At 34.5% G+C, this 23,885-nt stretch carries 22 protein-coding genes; 15 read left to right on the top strand and 7 right to left on the bottom strand.

Features of this window, described 5'->3' with window-relative positions:
* Window positions 1-49: 49 nt before the first annotated feature.
* From OQ292_RS38060 to OQ292_RS38045, 4 genes are all read right to left on the bottom strand, one after another.
* Window positions 50-541 (bottom strand): ester cyclase, encoded by a 492-nt coding sequence (locus OQ292_RS38060; RefSeq protein WP_284689409.1) that lies wholly within the window; start codon window positions 539-541, stop codon window positions 50-52.
* A 230-nt stretch (window positions 542-771) separates the two neighbouring features.
* Window positions 772-1,530, bottom strand: a complete 759-nt coding sequence (locus OQ292_RS38055; RefSeq protein ID WP_284689408.1) for a BRO family protein — start codon at window positions 1,528-1,530, stop codon at window positions 772-774.
* Between the two features lie 17 nt (window positions 1,531-1,547).
* On the bottom strand, window positions 1,548-2,402 hold the full coding sequence (locus tag OQ292_RS38050; protein WP_284689407.1) for a ParB N-terminal domain-containing protein: 855 nt from the start codon (window positions 2,400-2,402) through the stop codon (window positions 1,548-1,550).
* The gene (locus OQ292_RS38045) at window positions 2,399-3,343 is read right to left on the bottom strand and encodes a ParA family protein (RefSeq protein ID WP_284689406.1); all 945 of its coding nucleotides are present in this window, start codon (window positions 3,341-3,343) and stop codon (window positions 2,399-2,401) included. The genes OQ292_RS38050 and OQ292_RS38045 overlap by 4 nt, the downstream gene beginning before the upstream one ends.
* Before the next feature lie 935 nt (window positions 3,344-4,278).
* Between OQ292_RS38045 and OQ292_RS38040 the strand changes: the two genes are divergently transcribed.
* The 3 genes from OQ292_RS38040 (at window position 4,279) to OQ292_RS38030 (ending at window position 8,877) form a co-directional block, all read left to right on the top strand.
* Entirely contained in the window at window positions 4,279-5,610 is a 1,332-nt protein-coding gene (locus tag OQ292_RS38040) for a replication initiation protein (protein WP_284689405.1), read from the top strand.
* Between the two features lie 71 nt (window positions 5,611-5,681).
* Complete coding sequence (locus OQ292_RS38035; RefSeq protein WP_284689404.1) at window positions 5,682-6,461, top strand: LuxR C-terminal-related transcriptional regulator; 780 nt, start codon at window positions 5,682-5,684, stop codon at window positions 6,459-6,461.
* 79 nt (window positions 6,462-6,540) lie between these two features.
* A complete protein-coding gene (locus OQ292_RS38030) occupies window positions 6,541-8,877 on the top strand; it encodes a TonB-dependent receptor (RefSeq protein ID WP_284689403.1) in 2,337 nt (778 codons plus the stop codon).
* Window positions 8,878-8,981: 104 nt separating this feature from the next.
* On the opposite strand, the gene OQ292_RS38025 is transcribed toward OQ292_RS38030, so the two are convergent.
* The 3 genes from OQ292_RS38025 to OQ292_RS38015 are packed head-to-tail and all read right to left on the bottom strand — an operon-like array spanning window position 8,982 to window position 10,972.
* Window positions 8,982-9,650, bottom strand: a complete 669-nt coding sequence (locus OQ292_RS38025) for an SCO family protein (protein WP_284689402.1) — start codon at window positions 9,648-9,650, stop codon at window positions 8,982-8,984.
* On the bottom strand, window positions 9,619-10,179 hold the full coding sequence (locus OQ292_RS38020; RefSeq protein ID WP_284689401.1) for a toxin-antitoxin system YwqK family antitoxin: 561 nt from the start codon (window positions 10,177-10,179) through the stop codon (window positions 9,619-9,621). The genes OQ292_RS38025 and OQ292_RS38020 overlap by 32 nt, the downstream gene beginning before the upstream one ends.
* A gap of 22 nt (window positions 10,180-10,201) precedes the next feature.
* Complete coding sequence (locus tag OQ292_RS38015) at window positions 10,202-10,972, bottom strand: YHYH protein (protein WP_284689400.1); 771 nt, start codon at window positions 10,970-10,972, stop codon at window positions 10,202-10,204.
* 540 nt (window positions 10,973-11,512) lie between these two features.
* Between OQ292_RS38015 and OQ292_RS38010 the strand changes: the two genes are divergently transcribed.
* The 12 genes from OQ292_RS38010 (at window position 11,513) to OQ292_RS37955 (ending at window position 23,880) form a co-directional block, all read left to right on the top strand.
* On the top strand, window positions 11,513-12,511 hold the full coding sequence (locus OQ292_RS38010; protein ID WP_284689399.1) for a Kelch repeat-containing protein: 999 nt from the start codon (window positions 11,513-11,515) through the stop codon (window positions 12,509-12,511).
* A gap of 131 nt (window positions 12,512-12,642) precedes the next feature.
* Entirely contained in the window at window positions 12,643-14,016 is a 1,374-nt protein-coding gene (locus OQ292_RS38005; RefSeq protein ID WP_284689398.1) for a DUF4270 family protein, read from the top strand.
* A 297-nt stretch (window positions 14,017-14,313) separates the two neighbouring features.
* Window positions 14,314-14,589: a CBU_0592 family membrane protein gene (locus OQ292_RS38000; RefSeq protein WP_284689397.1), complete on the top strand. Its 276-nt coding sequence runs from the start codon at window positions 14,314-14,316 to the stop codon at window positions 14,587-14,589.
* A gap of 444 nt (window positions 14,590-15,033) precedes the next feature.
* A complete protein-coding gene (locus OQ292_RS37995; protein WP_284689396.1) occupies window positions 15,034-15,927 on the top strand; it encodes a S8 family peptidase in 894 nt (297 codons plus the stop codon).
* A gap of 40 nt (window positions 15,928-15,967) precedes the next feature.
* Window positions 15,968-16,303: a hypothetical protein gene (locus tag OQ292_RS37990; protein ID WP_284689395.1), complete on the top strand. Its 336-nt coding sequence runs from the start codon at window positions 15,968-15,970 to the stop codon at window positions 16,301-16,303.
* A gap of 59 nt (window positions 16,304-16,362) precedes the next feature.
* Window positions 16,363-18,357 (top strand): ATP-binding protein, encoded by a 1,995-nt coding sequence (locus tag OQ292_RS37985; RefSeq protein ID WP_284689394.1) that lies wholly within the window; start codon window positions 16,363-16,365, stop codon window positions 18,355-18,357.
* A 28-nt stretch (window positions 18,358-18,385) separates the two neighbouring features.
* The gene (locus OQ292_RS37980) at window positions 18,386-19,027 is read left to right on the top strand and encodes a response regulator transcription factor (protein ID WP_284689393.1); all 642 of its coding nucleotides are present in this window, start codon (window positions 18,386-18,388) and stop codon (window positions 19,025-19,027) included.
* Between the two features lie 13 nt (window positions 19,028-19,040).
* Window positions 19,041-19,955 carry a helix-turn-helix transcriptional regulator gene (locus tag OQ292_RS37975; RefSeq protein WP_284689392.1) on the top strand — a complete coding sequence of 305 codons (915 nt, stop codon included), beginning with the start codon at window positions 19,041-19,043 and terminating at the stop codon, window positions 19,953-19,955.
* Window positions 19,956-20,034: 79 nt separating this feature from the next.
* The gene (locus OQ292_RS37970; RefSeq protein WP_284689391.1) at window positions 20,035-20,535 is read left to right on the top strand and encodes an SRPBCC domain-containing protein; all 501 of its coding nucleotides are present in this window, start codon (window positions 20,035-20,037) and stop codon (window positions 20,533-20,535) included.
* 499 nt (window positions 20,536-21,034) lie between these two features.
* Window positions 21,035-21,352, top strand: a complete 318-nt coding sequence (locus OQ292_RS37965) for a hypothetical protein (RefSeq protein ID WP_284689390.1) — start codon at window positions 21,035-21,037, stop codon at window positions 21,350-21,352.
* 60 nt (window positions 21,353-21,412) lie between these two features.
* Window positions 21,413-21,790: a response regulator gene (locus tag OQ292_RS37960; protein ID WP_284689389.1), complete on the top strand. Its 378-nt coding sequence runs from the start codon at window positions 21,413-21,415 to the stop codon at window positions 21,788-21,790.
* A complete protein-coding gene (locus OQ292_RS37955; RefSeq protein ID WP_284689388.1) occupies window positions 21,790-23,880 on the top strand; it encodes a chemotaxis protein CheA in 2,091 nt (696 codons plus the stop codon). Before OQ292_RS37960 ends, OQ292_RS37955 begins: the two co-directional genes overlap by 1 nt.
* Window positions 23,881-23,885 lie beyond the last annotated feature (5 nt).

Below are 23,885 nucleotides of genomic sequence, written 5' to 3'. Positions count from 1 at the left end.
CATTTTATAAACACAATAAGCTATTCTATTGCTGCTCATTTTACTCAAACTACTCTTTGGCAATTTCTTCACCACGTTGTTTTTGCAATACTTCAATAATATTGCTTACACCCCATTCTTTAGCTACCATTCCATCTTCATCATATTCAGAAATTACCATTGTTTCCCAAGTCACTTTCATTCCTGTTGGAGCGTAACCTGCAAATTCTCCTTGATGGGTTCCTGTATGAGTTCTTAACCAAGCTGTTCTTTTTCCATCTACTATTATTGGCTCAATGCTAACCTGTAAATCAGGGAAAGCTTGTCTCAGATTAGTTACCTTTTTTTTAATTACATCTGGCCCAGCACCTCTATATTCTTTTGCAAAAACCTGATCTGCAAAATCAAGGTTTCCTTTATTTAGTAATTCATCATTGGCTTTCACAATGGCATTTTTTATGCCTTCGGGACTATTAAACTTATCCGCGCTTTCATTTTGATGCGTACAAGCTCCAAGTATAAATAGAAGAATAAGACTACTTACCAAATCTAGATTTTTCATAATGAAGGGGATTTTGTAAAAAATAATGTTTTGTTGTGGTAGGCTGTGAAAGAAAGGCTGGTAACTAAAGTTAGAAAATTATCTGTTAGCACATCATCATTACAAAGCTAATATTCACTGAATGATAAAAATCTAGGATATACTTTGTTATTTTTTTTACTTTCTAATTTTAGAATATAATTATTCTATGATAGGCTGATATGATTAGCTATTGCAAAGCTTTATGCAAATTATTCTTCCAACTCTTTTTTGTCTTTACTATCTCCTCCTTTTAGCTTGTGAATACTCTTTTGGGCTTTTATATCTTCGGGGTTAATCTTGGAGCTTTTCTGGATGGTTTCTCTAATTTGTTTGTTAGAAGATTTGTGCTCATCTGTAATATCTTCTTCTCCTTGCAAATCTGCTTGGTGCACGTTAAAGTGCGTCATAGCTGTTGCAAAGTCTTTTCCTCGCAGCAAGTATTCATGCATGTAATCGTCTATATTTTCTTCTTTTTCGAGCTCATATTTCTCATGCATATTAGACTCGTTAAAAAGTGCATCATCTCCTGCTTTTATCACTCTCACAAAACCCTCATCATCGACACCTCTGTTTTTTACATTATCCAAAAATCTGTTTTGGGTTTCTTTCAGTTTTCGGTGAGCAGCAAGTCTTTTGTTTGCTTTCTCATCTAATACTTGATTACCTACTTTTGCCAGCCATTTTTTAAACGGCTCAGCTTTTGGCGATGGCACCGATTGAATAATTCTTAGTAAACTCTCTTTGTTAGCACAATCAATTTGATACATTCTACCATTTGAAGCTGGCATTTTCAACTTGTGACAATTCGTCACGAGTTGGGGCTCTCTTTGTTTTAGCTTTCTCCAATAGTCACCCGAGTTTACACTTTCGGTAAGCACGCCAACAACATCTGCCACAGCAAAAAACCATACTCCCTCATGCAAAGTAGAACGTATTTCTTTGGATTCAAACATTTTAATTTCACTCATTACAAAGATGCTTTCTGTTAAAACAATTGATCTAGTAAAGACCTTAATTCTTTTTTACTCAAACCAAGCTTTTTAAGCTTCTCAGCCTGTGTAACAAATTTCTTTTTTTCAGATTCCAACTTTGTTGTTTGAGTAGTTTTCGCCTCTGTTTTTACAGGAGCTGATTTAGTAGAAGAACTACTTGCAAGGGCTTCTATATCACTTGCTATTTGAGCATCACTAACTTTTGCTAGCTTTTCAATATCATCTCTTTTTACCTTTACTTTTTTAGAAATAATATCGCTGTATAACTGCTCATTTTGTGCTCTTATTTTATCCATACCGGCAGAGTAATTACCATCGCGTCTAATGGTTTTTTCACTTACCTTATGGACTTGAGCTAGCTTTTCGGAAGTCTTTGCATCCGAGTGGTCAGATTGTCCACTCGGGTCAGTATTAAAAAAAACCTGTCCGCCATGTCCTTTTTTTAACTGGTTATACTGCCTGCCTCGCAATATGGCAATTTGCTCTGGGTTCAGGTTTCTACGGCCAAGCTGGTTGTTAATCATCCAGTTTTCAACCGCCTGCATATCGTTAAAATGCTTATTACTTATCTTAAAATCTAAACCGTGTTTGCGGCAAATTCTAATACGGTTATGGCCATCAACCAATATTTTTTGGTTGTCTGGTGAGTTCCAAACCACCAAAGGGTCGCGGCAACCTTCTTCCAATATGTTGGTTTCTAGTTGGCCAAATTCATCCTGAGTAAGAGGGAAAATAAAGGGTTCTAAATCAGGATGGATAATGATATTTTCTTTTATTGCTGTATCGTCAGAATAGTCGACTGTGTTCTTTAAAAAATCCAGTACACTCTCCTTCTTGTTCTTTTTCATCTTTCAATAATTTCTTTTGCTAGTTCCATATAATCTTGTGAGCCGTTGCAATTACTATCGTATGAAAAAATATCCAGCCCTGCTCCGGCAGCTTCTACCAAAGCAATATTTCTCCTAATGGATGCATCAAAAACACGCTTTTTGTAAACATCTCGCAACTCGTTAATGATGGTTTTACTCACCACAGTGGTATTTACTTTGGTAAATAAAAGTCCCATGATATTTAGCTTATCGTTGAGCCCATTATTTTTTATACCATCTACATGTTTCAGTATTACTCCAAGCCCTTTAATTGCCAAATACTCTGTTTCTATTACAATAACCACATTGTTAGAAGTGAGTAATGCATTGTTGGTTAGAATCCCCAAAGAAGGAGGGCAGTCTATCAGAATATAATCAAACTGAGACTTTACACCTCGCAAAGAATTTTTGAGTTTAAACCAACCATTTACATCGGTAACCAATTTAGATTCGGCAGTTGCCAGAGATAATTCAGACGGAACCAACCATAGGTTTTCAGAAATTTCCTGAATTGGTAAAGGTTCATCGTCTAGCAAAGTATCTGCAATGGTGGTTTCAGCAGTAGTTAAACCACAATGCTGTGTTAGGTTCGATTGTGGATCAATATCAATCAACAATACCTTTTTTCCTTCTAAAGCCAACCCTTTACCCAAGTTCATGGTTGTAGTGGTTTTTCCAACTCCTCCTTTGTGGTTTACTACACAAATTACATTTGCTTGTGCATAATCTTCTTCGCTAAAACCATATTTTTTTAACACATGAAAAAGTGAAACCAAGTGCTTTTCTGGGAGTGGTCTGCCACCAGCTATAGCATTTCTCAATGAAGCTGGCGGAACATTCGCTTCTTTGGCAACTGCTGTGGCAGAAATTGCTGGGTTTCTTTTAAAAAATGTTACTACGTGTTTGTTTAACAAGTTCATCACTAATGAAACAAGGTTGTATTATTTAGTTTTGATTTAAAACAAAGATGTTTCATTAATCCAAAAAAACAAAAAATTCTAGCTGATATTTCTAGAGTAAAACAAAAAATAGAAACACACTTGAAATCTTAGCTTAAGTATTTTAGTTGTTTTTATTTATTTTAATTGTTTTAATGTTTTATGCACCTGTAACTAATTGATTATTAATATCTTATAAAGGCAAAAGCAATTAATTGAGGAGGTTTAAGCAACTGAATGAGGAAACAAAACCACCTTTTGAGGAATAGAAGCAACTGAATGAGGAAGTAAAGCAATCAATTGCGGAACTGAAGCAACCTTTTAAGGTATTACCTCATTTTCCTACTCAAAAAGCAAAAAACAGGATCAATTATACTAGACTTTAGACTTAAATGCAGATTTAGGAGAGATATTTAGATGTATTTTAGCTTAAAAGCAACCTTTTGCGGCTCGGTAAAAGTGATCTCATTTAGCTAAAAGCAACTTTTTCGTAGATTTCTACTGTTTAAAGCAACCTTTTGAGGGCTATAAAGCACCTTTGTCTCAATTTAAAGCAACTTTATTGAATTTGAAATCATTAAAAGCAACCAATTAGTTGAGAGTATAAAAATGTGGCTCCTAATAGCGCCTGCAAGCATCTTTTTATATCCTAAAAGCAACCTTTTGCGGCTAAGTTATTTTTAAAAGCAACTTTTTGAGGTAAAAGATAAAATCTAGGTTTTTTACTGCTTATATGCGGGAATAATAAGGTTGCTTTTCCATCAATTATCAGCTAAACATCCATAGTAAAGCAACTTATTGAGGAATAAATTTATCTTAATGCAACCTTTTGAGGAATAAAAATGCAACCCAGTTTAAACAGCGGTTGCTTTTGTTTTTCCGTAGTGATACTTTGCATTAGAAGTAAATCTATTGATATGGATAATCCGGAAAAAGTAGGTAGCGGTTCATTAATTGTAAAGAGTAATTATCTGGTAAATGCAGAATATCGTCTCACGCCCATAGAGATGAAAATCATTTACTTAATGGCTATGCAAGTACGTAAAGGTGACGAAGATTTTAAAACCTATCAACTTCGAATTAAAGATTTTCAAGAAGATTTGGGTCTCAAAGACAATCATGCACTTTATGAGCGTATGATTGAAATTGTAAAAAGACTGATGACCAGAGTAGTGCAAATTAGACATGACAATGGCAACGTAGAGCAGTTTCCGTTTATCACTTGGTCTATGCACAAACACAAAGAAGGAACCATCGGGATTATTTTTGTACCCAAGCTTAAACCGCACATGATAGACCTCAAAGAAAGGTTTACCAGTTTCTACGATTACAATGTACTTTCGCTACGTAGCCAGTATTCTATGCGTATTTATGAGTTGATTAAACAATATGAGCGCATAGGTAAAAGAACAATTGCTGTGGCAGATCTTAGACGCATGTTGAGGTTGCAGGATAAATACCGTAGCTACAACATGTTTAAGAAAAAAGTGATTGAGCAGGCTAAAAAAGACTTGGACAAAAACTGCGATGTAAGCTTTGAGTTTACCGAGCGAAAACAAGGCAGAAAAATTACTGAGATAGATTTCATTATCAAGAAAAAAAGGTTGCCGAAACAAATCAAATCCAATACCATGCGCAAGGAGGGTATAAAAGATGTGATTTTGGCATTTGAAGAATTAGGTTTAAGTCAGAAACAGGCAGATTATTATTTGAATGATGAGGGAAGAGAACCGGAATATTTGATGGAGTTGATCGAAGAAACCAAAAAAGGATATAAAACAGGTAGAGTTAAAAATCCATCGGCTTATTTGGTGAGTTTGATCGAGCGTAATGCCAACACAAAAACAGAAAAGCAAATTTTAAAGGAGAAAGAAGAGCAGATAAATGAGGCTTTCAAAAATGCTGAGGTAGAGCGAAGAGAAAAAGAAACTGCCATGATTGAAAGTTGGAGAGAGGAGTATGAAGAAGAGCGAGATAGTAGAGGAGAGAAACTACTTTCTAATGCTTCAGGTAGAGAAATAGACACTTTTAGAGGTTATGTAAAGAACAATCCTTATCTCCGCAAAAAGTTGCTTTTAGAAAACAACCTCAATACAGGGCACAAAGAATTTGCATTTTGGTTTAAAAACTTTTTATTGCCAGAATACGAGTCTGATTTTATCCAATGGATACATGTGAATAAAGGTTTTAGTATTGTTGCTCGCAATGGAGAGTATCATATTACAGGAAAACAAGAATCACTTTTTTAACAGTAATCAACCCTGAAGTCATTTAGCTTTCTGAGAGTTGAAGTATTATTTTTGGCCTTAAAGATGTTCCTGTGGAGAAATTAAATGAGCTTTTAAGAGAGTATAATCAACTGTTAGAAAATCTGGTTTTTGATATTGAAAGTTTGGATTATACTGTTTTTGAGCAGCAAATTCCATTTCTAAATCAAATGGCTAAGGTGAATAACACTGGACTCACAGTGTTTGACATGAACAAGAGAGAGCACATTTATGCTTCATACAATTTGGAAGAAATATTTGGTTATGACATGAACCAGATTGAAGAAGTGGGCAATGACTACTTCAATTCAAAAGTGCATCCAGACGATTTGTTGATACTTGTAAAGCGAGGTACAGATTTGCTGCGGTATTTCATTACTTTACCCGAAGAAGAGGTGAAAAAGTTTAAGTATCAAAGTGAATACAGAATACAAAACCACCAAGGTAAATACATCAGAATAATAGAGCAACATCAGGTTTTGGAGATGGATAATTTTGGAAACATGTGGTTGTCGCTTAGTGTGGTAGATGTTTCGCCTAATCAAAATAATTCTGATGAAGTAAAGGGCCAGTTAATCAATATTAAAACAGGAGAGGTCCAAACAATCTCGGAGCAAAACCAATCTACTGATTTATCCAAAAAACTATTGACAGAAAGAGAAGCAGAAATTCTTAATTTGGTAAAAGAGGGCTATTTGAGTAAAGAGATTTCAGACAATTTATCCATTAGTGTGCATACAGTAAATACCCACCGACAAAAAATTTTGAAAAAGCTTAGTGCCAATACCTCTATAGAAGCCATTGAGTTTGCAGGCAGATTAGGCCTTATCTAGTAAAATATACTGATCGATCAGTATTGATGGCAATCAGCTATGCCTGTAGCTTTGTAACATCATCAATAAATAAACTTTCATGATTTTGCGATCTATGTTACTAATCGCAGTCCTAGTGGGCTTGCAAAGGTATTCTTATGCTCAAACAATTACACAACAGGTGAGGGGGCAAGTTGTCGATCAAACTTCACAGGCACCTTTGCCATTTGCCACAGTCATTATTCTTCAAACAGAACCTATGCTCGGTGCAACTACCGACGAAGATGGAAATTTTGTGATAAACAATGTGCCAGTTGGTAGATACAATTTGCAAGCCTCATATATGGGCTACGAGCCGGTGATTATTCCAGAAGTGTTGGTTACGAAAGGCAAAGCGCTTTCACTCACATTTAAACTAGTTGAAAATGCAGAAATGCTTGACGAAATAGAAGTAACTCCTCGTATTCAGAAAGAATCTGCCATTAACCCAAATGCGATGGTAAGTGCCAGAATGTTAAGTGTGGAAGAAGCCAACAGGTATGCAGGAGGTTTTGACGATCCAGCTAGATTGGCTTCATCTTTTGCGGGTGTTGCTAGTAATGTTGCTAACAATGCAATTGTAATTAGGGGAAATGCACCTAAGTTTTTGCAGTGGAAAATGGAAGGTGTAGAGATTCCTAATCCGAACCATTTTGCAGATTTAGCTGCCTTTGGTGGTGGTGGACTTACTGCCTTGAGTAGTAACCTATTGGCTAACTCAGATTTCTTAACTGGTGCTTTTCCTGCGGAATATAACAATGCGCTTTCTGGTGTTTTCGACATACAAATGCGCAATGGGAATAATACCGATCATGAGCATAGTGTTCAAGTTGGTGCTATCGGAATTGATCTGTCTTCAGAAGGTCCATTAAGCAAAAATAAAAGATCATCTTATGTGGTAAACTATCGATACTCTACTTTAGGTTTGATTGCACCTGTGTTGCCAGAAGATGCGCAAGGCACTAACTATCAGGACTTGGCTTTCAAGCTAAAATTCCCGACTGAGAATGCAGGTGTATTTTCTATTTGGGGAATTGGCTTGTCTGATAAATCAGGAGCAGAACCAGAAACCGATTCGGAGAAATGGGAGTATTATCAGGATAAAGAAGACCAGAAAGTAAACCAGTATATGGGAGCGACAGGATTAAACCATAAGTTTTTCTTTGGGTCTAATACTTCATTAAATTCCACATTGGCATTTTCTACGAATGGGATTGATTTAAAAACCAAGAGGCTAAATGATTTACTAGAAGCGCAAGACCATAATTTGATTGACAACAAGTATTATAATGTCACTTTTAAATCGGTACTGAATAATAAGGTAAGCGACAGACATGCGAATAAAACAGGAATAACTGTTACCGGTATGGGTTACGATTTGTTATTACAAGAAGCGGACGATGCTGGTGAGTTGAATACATTGGTAACTGATAAGGGTTTTAGCACCTTACTTTCAGCTTATACCAATTCTACTTTTTTCTACAATCAATTTACAGTAAATGCAGGTATAAACTTTCAGTACTTTACACTCAATCAAAATAGAACCATAGAGCCAAGGTTAGGCATTTCTTACGAAATTGATGAGAAACATAAACTGAGTTTGGGTTATGGTTTACACAGTCGATTAGAAAGAATCAATACCTATTTTACTAAAAGTAGCGATGGTAGCAGTTTCCCTAATAAGAATCTGGATTTTACAAAGGCACACCATATTGTGTTGGGTTACGATTGGAACATCAATGAGAGTTTACATCTAAAAATAGAACCTTATTACCAGTATTTATTCGATATTCCTGTAATTGCTGACAGTACTTTCTCTTTGCTTAACCTGCAAGACGACTGGTTCATCAGCGATACTTTTGTGAACAATGGAAAGGGTAGAAACTACGGTATCGACTTTACCTTAGAGCAATACATGAGTAGGGGATTCTATTTTCTGTTTACCACATCACTATTTCAATCTGAATACAAAGGAGATACAGACGAATGGTATAATACCAGGTTTAACAGAAACTACTTGGTAAATGCACTAGTCGGTAAAGAGTACAATGTAGGCAGAGAAAATCAGAATTTATTTAGTGTGAATTTGAGATTGAGCGTGCAGGGTGGAGATAAATATTCAGTTATCGATAAGCAACAATCTGCCTTACAACAAGATGTGGTGTATGATGAAACCAATCCTTTTACTCAGCAGGCAAAAACATCTGTGGTAACTCATGTTACGGTAAACTACAAATGGAATAAGCAGAAAAGTGCCCACGAGTTATCATTAAAAGTGATTAATGCCAATAATTATAAGGAATTTCTTGGGCACAGGTATAATCTAAAAACGCAAAGTGTAGAGATGTACAGAGAAGCTTTAATTGTTCCTAATGTGAGTTATAAGATTTCGTTTTAATTCAACCAACTAATTAGAAAAAGTGGCTTAAGGTATTGGAAGTTATTTGTTCAACAAGTATACATGGAGAGTCAATACCTAAGCCACTAAATTTTCAAAATCTTCTATTCATTTTTTAAAGTTTTAATATCAGCAATTAGCTGATTGACGGAGGTTTTATTTAATCCATTATAAATACCTCGAATGTGTTTCTGCTTATCAATCAACACAAAGTTTTCAGTATGAAGAAAATCATCAGCATTTTTATTACGCCCGAGGTTTTCTTCTATAAAGTAATCCTTTCTACCAAGTTTATAAATATGCTGGCGGTCACCAGTTACCAAATGCCATTTTTTAGAGTTGACTGCGTAAGTATTGGCAAACTCATTTAAAATCTCTACTGAATCGTGTTCCGGAGTTACAGAATGAGAAAGCAAAAGCACTTCGTCGTCTTCTAAAAAGGCGTCTTGTACAATTGCCATGTTGTTGGTCATTTTGGGGCAAATGCCAGGACAGAAAGTGAAGAAAAAATTAGCCACATAAATCTTATCTTCAAAGGTATTTTCTGTCACTGAATCACCCTCTTGATCAATTAGGTTAAAGTCTGAAATTTTATGAAATGAGGCTAAAGTATCGCTTTGAGGTGTAAACCAGTGAGGTGTAAATGCAGCATCTTTATAAAATGGCAATGTTGCCACTCTACTGCCATGCATGCTACTATTTTCACAGGCAAACAAAAAAATCAATCCGATAATTAACCAATTAGTATTTAACATTTTCGTCTTCCAATTCATAGCACAAGTTTGCTCTTTTTAATCCAAATATTCGCCCGTTTCTGGCTTCGTAATTACAATAGAGTTTGCCGTTTTCACGCCAAGATTGTTGTAGACCTTCTTCTTTTCCATAATTCAAATGCAAGCGCTTAAACATTGAACCGCTTTTATACCATTGCAATTGAATACCATGTGCGACCCCTTTTTCAAAATTTGCTTCTGAGCGCTGTACGCCATTTTTCCACCAGCTTTTAGCTTTCCCTTGTTTTTTACCAGCTATATAATTTCCATGAAAGCTCAATAAACCATCCGGGTACCATTTCTTATATGTTCCATGCTTTTTGCCATCCACATATTCGATAGCGGAAAACAGCTTCCCAGTATCAAAATACTTAGCTGAAACTCCTGTAAAAGGCTTGTTTTTATAGTAAACAAGCCCCTTTACAGGGTTTAGCTCTAATAAATTAGCTGTTACAGTATCTTGTTGTACACTAAACCAATAGTTTAATGAAAGAGAATTATTCTCAGATTTTTTACAGCCAATTAGCATAATACAGCAAATTAAAAATATACTATTGTATCGCATTTGGAGAGCCTTGGTAATCACCCGGAAATAAAATGTAGTACTTGTTCAAGTAAAGCTCATTCTGAATATGGTAATGATACTCAGCTTCAGAGTTAAATTGAGTGATACTTGTATGTCCACCAGAAGCATCTAAATCGGTAGGGTAGGAGCCTGTTGCATTACACTTTCTTCCATACAAGAAAAAACCATCTGAGATAATGCCTATTAACTCTTCATCGTCGTTAGACCAAGCTTTTGGCTCTAAATGGTAATGATAGCTTTGAGGTCCGGTATGAGCACCAGAGTAATCTAGCGAAGTGGCAGCATCATCCAAAGGTACATTTGGCCCTTCTTCATCATTGTAAATCATGCCGCCACTAATAGCAAAACCAATGGAACCTAAACCAGTAGACGAAGAGCTAGATGCTTTGTCAGGATTTGCCGGTACTCTTAAAGTGTATGATCCGCTAAAGTCGTCTATAAAGCCAGGAGCCAAGTCATCAGCCACAGTTGCTTCTACATAAAGTTCGTGTGTTGGAGACCAATAAGGCGAAGTGTGATTAGTCATTCCGTTAGATTCTAATACAACCTCATCGCCATCTAGATAAATATCTAGATTGTCGCTGTCAAATTCTGCAAATGCATTGTGCAAAGTAACTTCGGTTGTTTCATTGGTGTCGTCTGATGATATATCATCATCATTATCGCAAGCAGTCAATAATGTAATAGCTGTTATAAGACTGAAAGTAAAAAAAGTAATACTAGAATACTTAAGCATAATGTATGTTTTGATTTCCCTTTTGACAGCCAGTTTTTAAAAATCCTTCTCTCTATGCTTAAATTTTTTTTAAATAAATAAATATAATAGCTGAAGTTGCTTATTATCAGTGGGTTAGATCAAATATTTTTTTGAAGATAATATTGAAATTGCCAATGGAATTATACTTAAATGTGTATTGATTACTTGATAACTAAAAATTTAAATTAAGTATGATGAATAACAATTTATAAACTTAAAGTAACCCAATCTAATCGTGAGATAGGTATAAAATAATAGAAGTTTGTCTAAAAATTTTCAAGAGAAATTTTTTATCCAAAAATCTGCTTATTTAGCTTTTAAGCTACTTTTTATTGTGTTCGACTCCATAAAAACTTAGTAAACTCAAAAAAAAAATAAAAAAAATCCTGAAAAGGTGAGTACAAAATATCATCTCTGGTTTTCACTGTCTGAATTGAGAATTTGAACTAGCACATTGAGATTCAAATTCAATTTTATTTTATAGCTAAATTAAATTATTGACACACTAGGGATTGATTTATGAAAAAGATTCTGAGTTTATTATTCATTGCAAGTATTACCGCTTTATTATTCAGTTGTAACGACGACGACGATACAGATTATGGCAACTGGGTTGAAAGATCAAACTTTGAAGGAGTTAGAAGGAGTGGAGCAGTTTCATTTACCATCGACAATATTGTTTATGTTGGAGCAGGTATAGACGAAGATGGTGACCGTTTAACTGACTTCTGGAAATTTGATTCAGAAAGCATGCAATGGACAGCGATTGCAGACTTACCAGCAGTAGGAAGAAATTCAGCAGTAGCATTTGCTGCTTCAGGTAAAGGATATGTAGGAACAGGTTACGACGGTGACCACAGACTAAAAGACTTCTACGAATACGACCCAACAACCAATTCATGGGATACTATTGCAGACTTTGGTGGTTCGGCTCGTTACGGTGCAGTAGCATTTACACTTAACGATAAAGGCTATGTTGGTACAGGTGATGACGAAAACTATTTAAAAGACTTTTGGGAGTATAACCCTTCTACAGGCTCTTGGACACAAGTACAAAGTTTAACAGGTAACAAGAGAACTAATGCATTTGTATTTGTTGTAAATAACGAAGCTTATGTAGGTGGGGGTGAGAACAATGGTTCTTATGAAACTGACTTCTATAAATTTAATGGAGATAGTGGACAGTGGACTAAGCTCATCGACTTAGATGATGAAGACGAAGATAACGACGATTTAGGAATCGAAAGAACAGGTGCTATAAGTTTAGTAAGTGGCGGATATGCTTATATCCTAACTGGTACTTCATTAAGTACAACTAAATCTGTATTACAATACGACCCAACTTTAGACGAGTGGGAAGAACTAGCAGACTTTGAAGGTTCTTCAAGAACTAATGCGATTGGATTTACTGTAAATGATAGACTATTTGTAACAACCGGAAGCAGCGGCTCATCAAGATTTGATGACTTGTGGGAATTCTTCCCAGATCAAGAGTACGACGACGATCCTGACGAATAAAAATTACTTTGGTAAACTAAACTGACAAATTAAAACAATCACAATTATTAATATATCAGTTTTCCTAAACCAATAAACACACATAATTACTAGCTTAAATAGTCACATTTAATTAAGTAAATGCAAACTCCATGAAAGTACTTTTAAAAAAAAGTATCCTGCTGATGTTTGCTATAGGGTTGTTGGTACAGTGTAGTACAGACGATGGAATGTTTGATGATTTTGTAACCGATAATTTAAGTACTACGATAGTTATTGATACAGTCACCGTTAAAACGTACACTACCAAACTTGATTCTGTAGTAACCTCTGGTACAGGTGAGGTACTGGTGGGAATCTATAATAAAGATAAGATTGGCAAATTTACAGCTTCAGCTTATCTTGAATTTGGGCTTCCATCCGGAATTGACAATATAGATTTAGACGATTCATATTCTTTTGATTCAGTAGTATTTGTAACCACTTTCGATAGTTACATAGGAGATACTACAGAGTTACAAAGGATGGAAATAAAGCGTTTGGCAGAGGAGCTCGATCCGCCAGACGAAGATAACGATTACATGTTGGATTACGATGAGATTGCAGTAGAATCAAAATCTCTCGGAGAGGGAAGTTTCCCTGTAAAGCCAAATGCCAATGTACCAGTTTATATTAAACTGGAAGACTCATTTGGAGAAACATTTTTCAACATGATAAGAGATGATGATGAGTTATTTGATGTGGAGGCTGACTTTTTGGATTATTTTCCTGGTTTAGCTATCATTCCGGTAGAAGGCACAGCAAATACTCTTTTAGGTTTCGGAACAGAAACGAGTACAGATGAAGACACTGGGACGACATCAGGAAACGAACCATATATTAGAATTTATTATTCTATACATAGTGCAGAGTTTCCATCTAGAGATTCGATAGATTTTCCTTTAACATCTAGTACTTATCACTATACAAAAGTTGATTTTGAAGCTGAGAAGGATTTGATAGGTGAGTTGGAAAGTGAAGAGGACAAAGTATCGAGTACTTTAACAGATGACGAAACATACATTTCAGGTATAATAGGACTCTCAACTCGTATAGAGTTTCCTTACTTACAAACAATGAGAGAAGATATTGGAGAGCAAGGTTATATTCTTGGTGCTAAGCTAATACTTCAACCAATACAAGGTACATATAGGTACGAAGATGATTTGCCTGGTAGCTTAGAAATGTATGTAATTAACCAAGATAACGAATTGGAGTCGCAGGTTTATGAGCCTTATACTACCGATGTGCAGTATGGCAGCTATTATTTTGATGGGGAGTTTTACGAAGATACGCAGTATGCGTACGACCTTACAGAATATTTTACCGAAACAGGTATCTACGATGAAGGTGAAGGTTTCCTATTAACTGTTCCTATTTCCGGGCTGTCAAACAATTTTAAAAGTGTGATTTTTCCGTCTCCAAATACACAAAGTGAAGATTCGAATGTTTATCTGGAACTTTATTATGTATTTGTTGATCCATAAAAATATTACAGCTAATTGTACTACATAGGGTTAAAAATAGATTAATGAATCCAGTCATTTAGAGTTAATAAAGTGTAATTAAAAATGAATGGAAATGTAAATGGCTTTTTGTACTGTTAGAGCTCCTTATATTTTCAAGATTATTTTGAGTTTACTTTGTTGATTTTGTCACCCGGCTACTTTGGTTTTTGCGTTTTAAACCGAAAGTGGTCGGGTTTCTTTATTTGTTCATATATAATATTGCAGATCTAATATTAACTTAGAAGTTAAAGTTCTTAGGTTCAAATAATAATTTAAATGGCTGGTATAAACATTGATTCACTTTTTGTATTTTTTGGTTGGGTTGGAGCAATATCCTTTATTCTTGCTTATTTTTTGCTGAGTATAAATAAGCTTACTGCCAATAGCTTAATTTATCAAGTTCTAAATGTAATAGGAGGTTTATGTCTCACCTTAAATGCCCTCAACCTTAATGATGCTCCTGCATTAATTACCAATGCAGTATGGATGTTTATCGGTCTCTTTGCTACATTAAAAATAATTAAAGACAAAATGCAAACGAAGAATTCGTGAAGAGTTTAGGCAATTAAAACTTGATACCACAACATTGTACATTTACTATTTTTTTGCACTTGTTACTGCTTTCCTAATTTAGTTTCCCACATTTATTCTTGTAAATAGAGATTAAACTCTGCTGGAAAATATTTTTTTCAATCTTTAATAACTAAAAGCAAAAATTACTTAAAATAAAGTATTTATTTTTAATGAAAAATATGCCATATTAGCCATTATACAGATTAAGTAATATTAGAAATAGCCTAGAACAAATAATTTGTTCGTTTGCGACTTTGTAGCAAAATAACTTTCATATCTTAAGGATTTCTAAAACAATAAAAAATTTCAAAAATAGTACTAATTAATATTAGATTAATCACTTAAAACAGGTATATTTAATTACTTGTAAACGAGTATACACTAAATTCCTATTTGCTTTATATTAGGCAAAAATTAACATAAATGATTTGCTCAAAATCAGCAAAATTGCCAGTTGCTAATGCTCAGTCTCTGTTCATGAGAGAGAATTGGGGCATACAGACATTTGGTATACCTGCACTTTGGAATTTGAGCAAAGGAGAAGGGATAAATGTTGCCGTACTCGATTCTGGCATTGCTTTTAATCATCCCGATTTTGTGCAAGCAATTTCGATGATGAAAGATTTTACAAACAGTAAAGCTGGAGTTTATGATATTACTGGTCATGGTACACATGTAGCTGGTATTATTGGTAGCAGAAACCCTAAAGTAGGGCTTGCTTCTGAAATCAAATTATTAATAGGAAAAATTATCAACGATGAAGGGACTGTAGATATAGATGCAACAGTTGATGCATTATATTGGGCTATAGAAAACAAGGCTAATATTATTAATCTAAGCATAGAAGCCAAAAAAGATTATCTACAATTAAAACAGGCAGTTGAAGAAGCTAATAAAGCTGGATGTATAGTGGTTTGCGCAGCCGGTAATGCCGGTCCCAAACAAGATTCTATTCAATATCCAGCAAAGTATAAGTCTACAATTGCTGTAGCAGCAATAGATCGAAATTTTAAACTTAGAGTGGATGCTTCCACTGGGCCAGAACTCGATTTAGTTGCACCTGGGGTAGATATTTACTCTGCCGATTTACCATATGGGTATACAACCAGAGGTGGAAGTTCAATGGCTGCTCCTTTTGTTTCAGGGGTAATTGCTTTAATGCTAGCAAGAGAAAAAAAGAATCCAAGAATTACAACTATCAATTTAACGGATGGTATTCGTGAATGCATAAGTAATACAGCTTTTCAATTGGGAAATCCAGAAGAAAAGAGTTTGTATGGAATGGGCTTAATTCATCCGCAGAGAATGATCGTATAAGCAAATTTTTTTTTCACTTTAACTATATAATATTATTACCATGTTGAAACTTAAGCCCAAAATTTATTTACAAGTTCAAGATGATCAGTATTTAAAATTGTATTATTCTATCTTATCAGAGGATTCTACATTTGACTTAACAGATCCAGCACCAGCTCCAACAGAACTACCTGATGGAACACTTGTTTATAAATTTTATGGAATAAAAACTGGGGATGGCCCAAGTGAAGTACCTGGTTTAATAACAGATGTACCAGCTACTAAAGCCGAAAACAAGAAAATTATAGTAATTGCAGCCTGGGATAGTGCAGCAAGCGGCGCTAATGGCGATGGAACTTCTACGGGTAATTCCGGAGATGCGGACGATAAAGGTTAAGTGCTAAGTTATGGGGGAAAGGTTTATATTTTATATCTTAATGTGATAATATTTAAATTATGAAACATACGATCTTTTTCCTGTTTATAACACTGCCTTTGTTTAGGGTAAATGCCTTGCATCAGTCTTATACAGATAGCCTGATGCAGGCTCTTAATACAACAGAAAGCATTGAAGAAAGAATAGATATTTTAAATGAACTAGCTTGGGAGTGGAGAGAAGAAAAGATGGATGTAGCTTTACAATATTCTGATAGCGCCTACCACTTATCCCAGCAGATTCAAGATATAGAAAGACAAACAACCAGCTTAAAACGCAAAGGAGTTGTTTTAAAAAACAAAGGAGATTATTCTACAGCGCTCTACTGTTACGAAGAAGCATTAGCCTACGAAATTGCTAACAATAATAAAAAAGGTGAAGCCAGTTGCTACAATAACATGGGCAACATTTACAAGAAATGGGGCGACAACAAACCAGCACTCGAATGTTTCATAAAGAGCTTAAAAATTAAAGAAAGTTTATTTCCTGGAAGTATTACACTTGCAAATACCTATAAAAACCTAGGATACTTTTATTTCACTTCTCTAGAAAAATTAGATACAGCTATTTTTTACCTAGAGCAAGCAAAAGAAATTGCAATTGAAAAGAAAAATGCAGCGCTTGAGGGGTTAATTATTAACGATCTGGGATTGATATACCACGAGAGTGAAATGTTTGAAGATGCTTTCACAATTTTTAGAGACGCTGCCAGCAGGTTTGAGACTCTCAATGACAGTGTGAACATGGCAAGAGTTTGGGATAATTTAGGTAGAACAGCCACCTATATGGAAAATTACCCACTTGCAGAGTTGTATCATCATCAAAGTTTATCAGTCAAAAAAGCCCATCACGATCAGATAGGAGAAGGTATAGTTTATTGTAATCTGGGCGATTTAATGCTCAAAAAAGAAAACTATTCAAATGCATTAGATTACTACAACAAGTTTTTAAATATCTCAGAAAAAACAGACTCCAAACAAAATATTGTTACAGCGTACCAAGGATTATCTCTGAGTTACGAAGGCCTAAAGCAATATGAAGAAGCAATAGTATTTAGAAAAGCTTATGAGGAGGCCAAAAGTGAAATGGACCTAAGAAATAATAAAGAAGAAGTTGAGGAGCTTAGAATCAGGTATAATACAGAGAAGCGCAAACAGCAAATATCAACATTACAGTTCGAAAAGGAACTTCATGTACAAGCTTTGGAAAGATCCAATCAATTTAATAATGCACTTATGTTAATTTCAGGTTTAGTATTGTTAGTGGCCTTTTTGATAGTGCGAAACTATCAGTCAAAAAGAAAGGCTAGCCAGTATCTTGCAATTAAGATCGAAGAAATAAATAACCAGAGGGTGAACGAGATAATGCAGCTACAGGAACTCAAAATTATGGAAGCAGTAATTGATAGCCAGGAATACGAAAGAAAGAGAATTGCCCAACAATTACACGGAGAAGTTGGAAGCATACTACACACAATTAAATTGTACTTTAATTCAATGGAGAAAAAATTTAATAGTTCTCTAAACGAAAGCAAAGAACAATATTTAAAAGCCAATGAATTACTTGATAAAGTAACCTGTGAGATTAGAGATGTATCGCATAGTCTTGATGCTGGTATTGTAAATAATCTTGGTATAATAGCTGCACTCGAAGAATTGGCAGGAAGCATTCAATTGTCTAATCAGATGTATGTAACAGTTGAAAGTTACAATATGGAAGAAAGACTTGAATCTAGAAAAGAAATTCTCATTTACAGAATAATACAAGAAGTAGTAAGTAATGTATTAAAACACGCTAAGGCAGAAAACCTTTATATCTCTCTTACACGCAGAGAACACGACCTCAATATCATTATAGAAGATGATGGAATTGGCTTTGATGTAGAACATGCAAGAAAAAACGGAGGTATGGGATTAAAAAATATTTCAACAAAAGTATCACATTTGGGAGGCGATTTAGTATTTGACTCCAAAAAAGGGCACGGTTCTACTGTGATTATTGATATAAACTTGTAAATTGTATTTGCAAGTTTATTAAAAGATAATGCAAGAACTAAGAATACTAATAGCAGACGACCATCGAATAGTAATTGATGGTATAAAAATGTTGTTATCAGATACTTCAGGATTAAAAGTGGTAGGTGAAGCTATAAATGGAAAAGAAGCAATTAAAATTCTGGAAGAAGATAAAATTGACATTGCCATTCTCGATATAGATATGACGCCTGTAAACGGCATTGAAGTAAGCGAATACATCCAAAAACATGGTTTAGCTACAAAAGTGATTGTACTCAGTATGCACAGCAAAAAAGAGTATATCTATCAGCTAATGGAGGCAGATATTGATGGCTATATTCTAAAAGGTAAGGGTATAGACGAATTACTGGAAGCTATACGTACAATTAACGAGGGTAAGAAGTACTATGGCAGAGAAGTAATGAATACCATTTTTCAGGATCAACAAAAAAAGAAACAGAAAAACAATAGTAAGAAGATTATTCTCTCAAAAAGAGAGCAAGAAGTAGTAAGACTTATCGCCAGAGGGCATACCACGCAAGAGATTAGTGAGAAGCTGTTTATATCGTACTACACAGTAGAAACCCACAGAAAGAACATCTTGGCAAAATTGCAACTCAAAAATTCCACTCAATTAGTGAGATATGCTTTAGATAATGGATTAGAGTAATTTCTATCTTTAGATGATACTGGGTAAACTGGCAGAAAACAATCATACTCAAGATACAGTACCTGTTTACTTCGATCATTGTATCTTGTACAATGAGTTTGATAAACCTTTTGTTTTTCCTACTCACTTTACCTCATTTGGTATAATTGCACTTTTAGAAGGTAGTGGGAATTTTAAGATAAATGATGTTCATATAAATCTCGATCAAAACAGTTTTGTAATTGTAAACCGAGGCAGTAAAGTATCCTTTTCTGTGAACCAGAAACCTCAGCAAAAAACTAAAACTGTTTACCTGTATTTCAATCATGTGCTTTCTCAGTTAGTGGCAAGAGATATTTTTCATAATCTCGACGATTCTGGTTTAAGTAATAAATCTGTAGATGATTATTCTTTAATAGAGCATATCCATTTTAATAATGCCAGTTTAAAAGCTAATTTGTTAACGCTTTTGAGTTTGGGAGACAGTTGTGCTTCATTTCAAGCTTTAAAGGCAGATATGCTCATTAGAAAGATATTAGAAGACATTATTGCAGAAAACTATGCTGCATTTCGTATTTCTGACAATATGAATGTGATAAAGCAATCTACAAAAGTGAATTTGTACAAGCGAATTGCTATGGCCAAAAATTGGATGGAAACACATTTTTCATTGCCGATAAAATTAACTGAACTGGCAGATATTGCCATGATAAATTCTCAACACTTTCTCAGGTTTTTTAAAAAGGCATATGGTATTACGCCACATCAATATTTAACCGAAATAAGGTTGAACCAAGCCAAAAAACTATTAGTGAGTAGTACAAAAAGTGTTACAGATATATGTTTTGAGCTCGGCTTCGAAAGTCTATCTTCTTTTAGTATTTTATTCAAAAAACATACAGGATACTCACCTAAAAAATACAAGATGTTACATATGCTTGATGTTTAGTTTGACCAAATTCTCCATTTTCGATAAATTACTTTTTCAATCTCCTGCTAACTTAGTTTAAAATAAAAATTTATAGATAATGGAAAAAAGTCAATGGAGTAAATTTAAACTGAGAGTAAATGTGCAAAAAGAGGCTTCAACAGCTTATGCATGTTGGACAAATGCTGAGGCATTGGAAAGCTGGTTTTTAAGAAAAGCTATTTTTAAAGATTCAGCAGGAAATGTTAGAGCTGCCAACGAAACAGTACAGGAAGGAGATACTTACGAGTGGTATTGGCATGGTTATCCGGACTCTGTAGTGGAGAAGGGTACAGTACTTAAAGCCAATGGGTCTAATATGTTTTGTTTTACTTTTTCTAAGGGTTGTCCTGTAACTATTTCTGTTTATTCAGAAGAGGGAGAGACAATTGTAGAGTTAGTAGAAAGTGATTTACCTACCGATGAAACCACTAAGTTGCAACATTTTGTTGGCGACTCAAAAGGCTGGATATTTTACCTTACAAACCTAAAGTCTGTCTTAGAGGGCGGTATCGATTTGAGGAACAAAAAGCTAAATTTGGTAAATGTGATTACCGCTTAGCATATTGTAAACAAGAATACAAAAACATCAATTCAATTGTCTTTTATGGTATAATGATGAAATGTTTTAACAGTCCTCATATAAATTCAGTAATTATCTTTACTATATCACATAAAACTTGCGAAGCATGTCTTATAGAGAAAATGTACTTTATTAAATAAAAAATATCTTTTTCCTAAAGTCAATTTGTGAAAATAAAACAGGTTGACTTTTTCATTTTGCCATGAAACGAAGCAAAAAACGCCATTTTGGAAACTCAAATATTTTGTTTCATTTTCGAATAACGCTTTTACATATCTATGTAAGAAAAATAAACATACCTATAATTGTATATTTTTAGATGTAGACTATTTCTCCTTTCCAAATAATTAAAAATCAATAAGCAAATAATATAAATTGTACACAATGTTATTGAACATGTTAATAACATTTAGTAGTCCTTTTCTTCTAATAATTAAAATTGAAGCTGGTTTAAAAACCAACAAACAAGATTTAATTTATGGAACAGCAGGGTAGTTTAGATTTTTGGAAGTTGATTAAAAATGACAAGGATACAGCAACGGTTGAGTTGAATGGAGATTTGGTTATAAATGATATTTCAGCAATTAAAGATGAAATACTGAAAATGGTTGAACTGTACACAGATTTACAGATTAACATCACCAATTCGTCAAAGATCGATCTTGCAGGCTTACAATTACTTTATAGCTTAAAAAACTTCTCAGATAAAAAAGGCACCAAAACAAGCTTCGATATTCAGCTCGCTGAAGCTTGGAAGACATGGTTGCCATTTTCAGGAATTGAATACTTGAATTGAACCCAATAAATTTTTCTTGATTAGAATACTAACAAATTCTCAATTCGAAATTAAAAAACAATGCAAAATAACCTTTACAAGCAAGCAGTAGTAGTTGACGACTTTGACAGTGTAAGAAAAATAGTATCATTTCAATTAGAAAATCTGGGATGTAAATCTAATCTGGCAGTAGATGGAGAAGATGCACTGAGATATTTTGATGGCAGAAAATATGATTTAGTAATTACAGATTTGAATATGCCAAAACTAGATGGTATTTCATTAATTAAAATGATAAGAGCTTTGCCTTCTTACAAATTTGTGCCAATAATACTGCTAACAACCGAATCAAGAGATAGAATTATAGATACAGCAAAAGAAGCGGGAGCTACAGCATGGATTAAAAAACCATTTACTGTAGACAGCTTTGTAAATACAGTTAATAAATTACTTCGTTGATGGATCAATTTAGAGAAGATTATGTAGAAGATGCAAAAGACCTGATAAATAGTCTGGAACAGGCTCTACTTCAATTAGAAAGTTCACCAGATAACCCTGAATTGATTGAGGAGGTTTTCAGGATTATGCACACACTAAAAGGAACCGCAGCCATGTTTGGCTTTGATGTTATTAGTGAGTTAACCCATGAATTGGAAACCATTTATGACATGATCAGAAATGGTGAACTTGCCTTAAGTACAGAAATAGTAAATATAACATTAGATTCTAGTGATCTTTTAAAAGATTTATTAGAGTCTGAAGACAATCCTGAGCTTATTCAAAGGGTGCAAATAGCTCATGAAAAAATTCATAAAATAACCAATGGCACTGTTAAAGAAGATAACACGCAGGATGTTTTAATTTTCGGTGAAGAAAAACAAGAAGACGCCCAACCTACCTACTACATACTTTTTAAACCAGATAACGATATTTTTCTGAGTGGAAATAATCCTTTTTTCCAACTCGAAGATTTAACAGCGCTTGGCGAAACCAAAGTTGTAACCCATTTTTCAGAAGTTCCGGATTTAGAAGAAATTGACCCTGAGCTTTGCTATACTTTCTGGGAAATTTATATTACTACCAAAGAGAGTATTAAAGCAATAGAAGATGTTTTTCTGTTTGTACAAGCTAGATGCTTGCTAAAAATTCATCAGCTTTCAGAGGCAAATCTACTTAATGACTCGCAGTTTTTACATGCAGTTGAGAGTGATGAGTTTCTGCTAGAATCGCCTACCGAAGAAGCTGTAGAGGCTCATGTAGCATATATCAATCAGTTTTTAAATACATTAGAGCCTACAGTTGAAGACGCTGTAATAGAAACACCTCAACAAGAGGTAGTCATTAAAAATGTAGCTCCTAAAGAAGCTCCGAAAAGAAAAGAAATTAGCGGAATTAAAAGTGTAAAAATTGCCACTAACAAACTAGATAATCTAATGAATCTGGTAAGTGAGTTAGTAATTACACAGGCAAGATTAAACCTTTACACAGAACAAAACAATACTCCAGAGTTATTAGAAATATCAGAAAATATTGAGAAAATATCAAGGCAGTTAAGAGACTCTACATTTGATCTTTGCTTAATTCCTATCGACGAAATCGTAGTACAGTTTAAGAGGTTAGTACGCGATTTAGCACATGAGTTAAACAAAGAAATTGAGTTTATTACGCTGGGTACTCAAACAGCACTTGATAAAACCATTATCGAAAGAATTACCGACCCAATAATGCATTTGCTTCGAAATAGCCTCGACCATGGAATAGAGTTGCCAGAAGAGAGAGAAGCAAAAGGCAAAAACAAGCAGGGGAAAATAACATTAGATGCTTACTATTCGGGTACTTATGTGCACATCAAAATTAGTGATGATGGTAAAGGCATAGACAAAAACAAGATCAAAGCAAAGGCTATTGAGAAAGGACTAATTGCTCACGATGCAGTGTTGACAGATAAAGAAACTTACGATTTAATATTTCTTCCAGGCTTTTCTACAGCTAAAGAAGTAACAGGAGTTTCTGGTAGAGGTGTGGGAATGGATGTGGTTAAAAGAAAGATAGCCGAGATTAGAGGAGATGTTTTGGTAGAATCGGAGTTGGATAAAGGAACTTCATTTACGATTAAACTTCCGCTTACACTTTCAATTATAGATGGTTTATTAGTAAAAGTAGGAGATACTTATTTCATTATTCCATTGTCATTTATAGAAAAGTGTCATGAGATTGAAGCGAAAAAGATACAATCTGTATTTAATAACTCTATCGTTTTAGATGGAGAGAAAATACCGTTTTTTAATCTGAGAGAGCAGTTTACTATTTTAAATGAAGCTCCTGAAGTACAGCAACTTATTACAGTAAATTATGAAGGTACAAAAGTAGGTTTTGTGGTAGATACTGTAGTCGACGAATACCAAGCTGTATTAAAACCATTGGGCAAAATGTATCAAGATTTAGATATTATTTCTGGCGGAACCATTCTTGGAGATGGAACAGTGGCATTGGTAATAGATACAGGAAAAGCTATTGAACATTTTACAAAAAACCTCACACAAGCTTAGTAAGA

This window comes from Chondrinema litorale, assembly GCF_026250525.1.
GTDB classification, from domain to species: Bacteria; Bacteroidota; Bacteroidia; order Cytophagales; family Flammeovirgaceae; genus Chondrinema; species Chondrinema litorale.
This window is presented reverse-complemented; position numbering and strand designations above follow the sequence as displayed.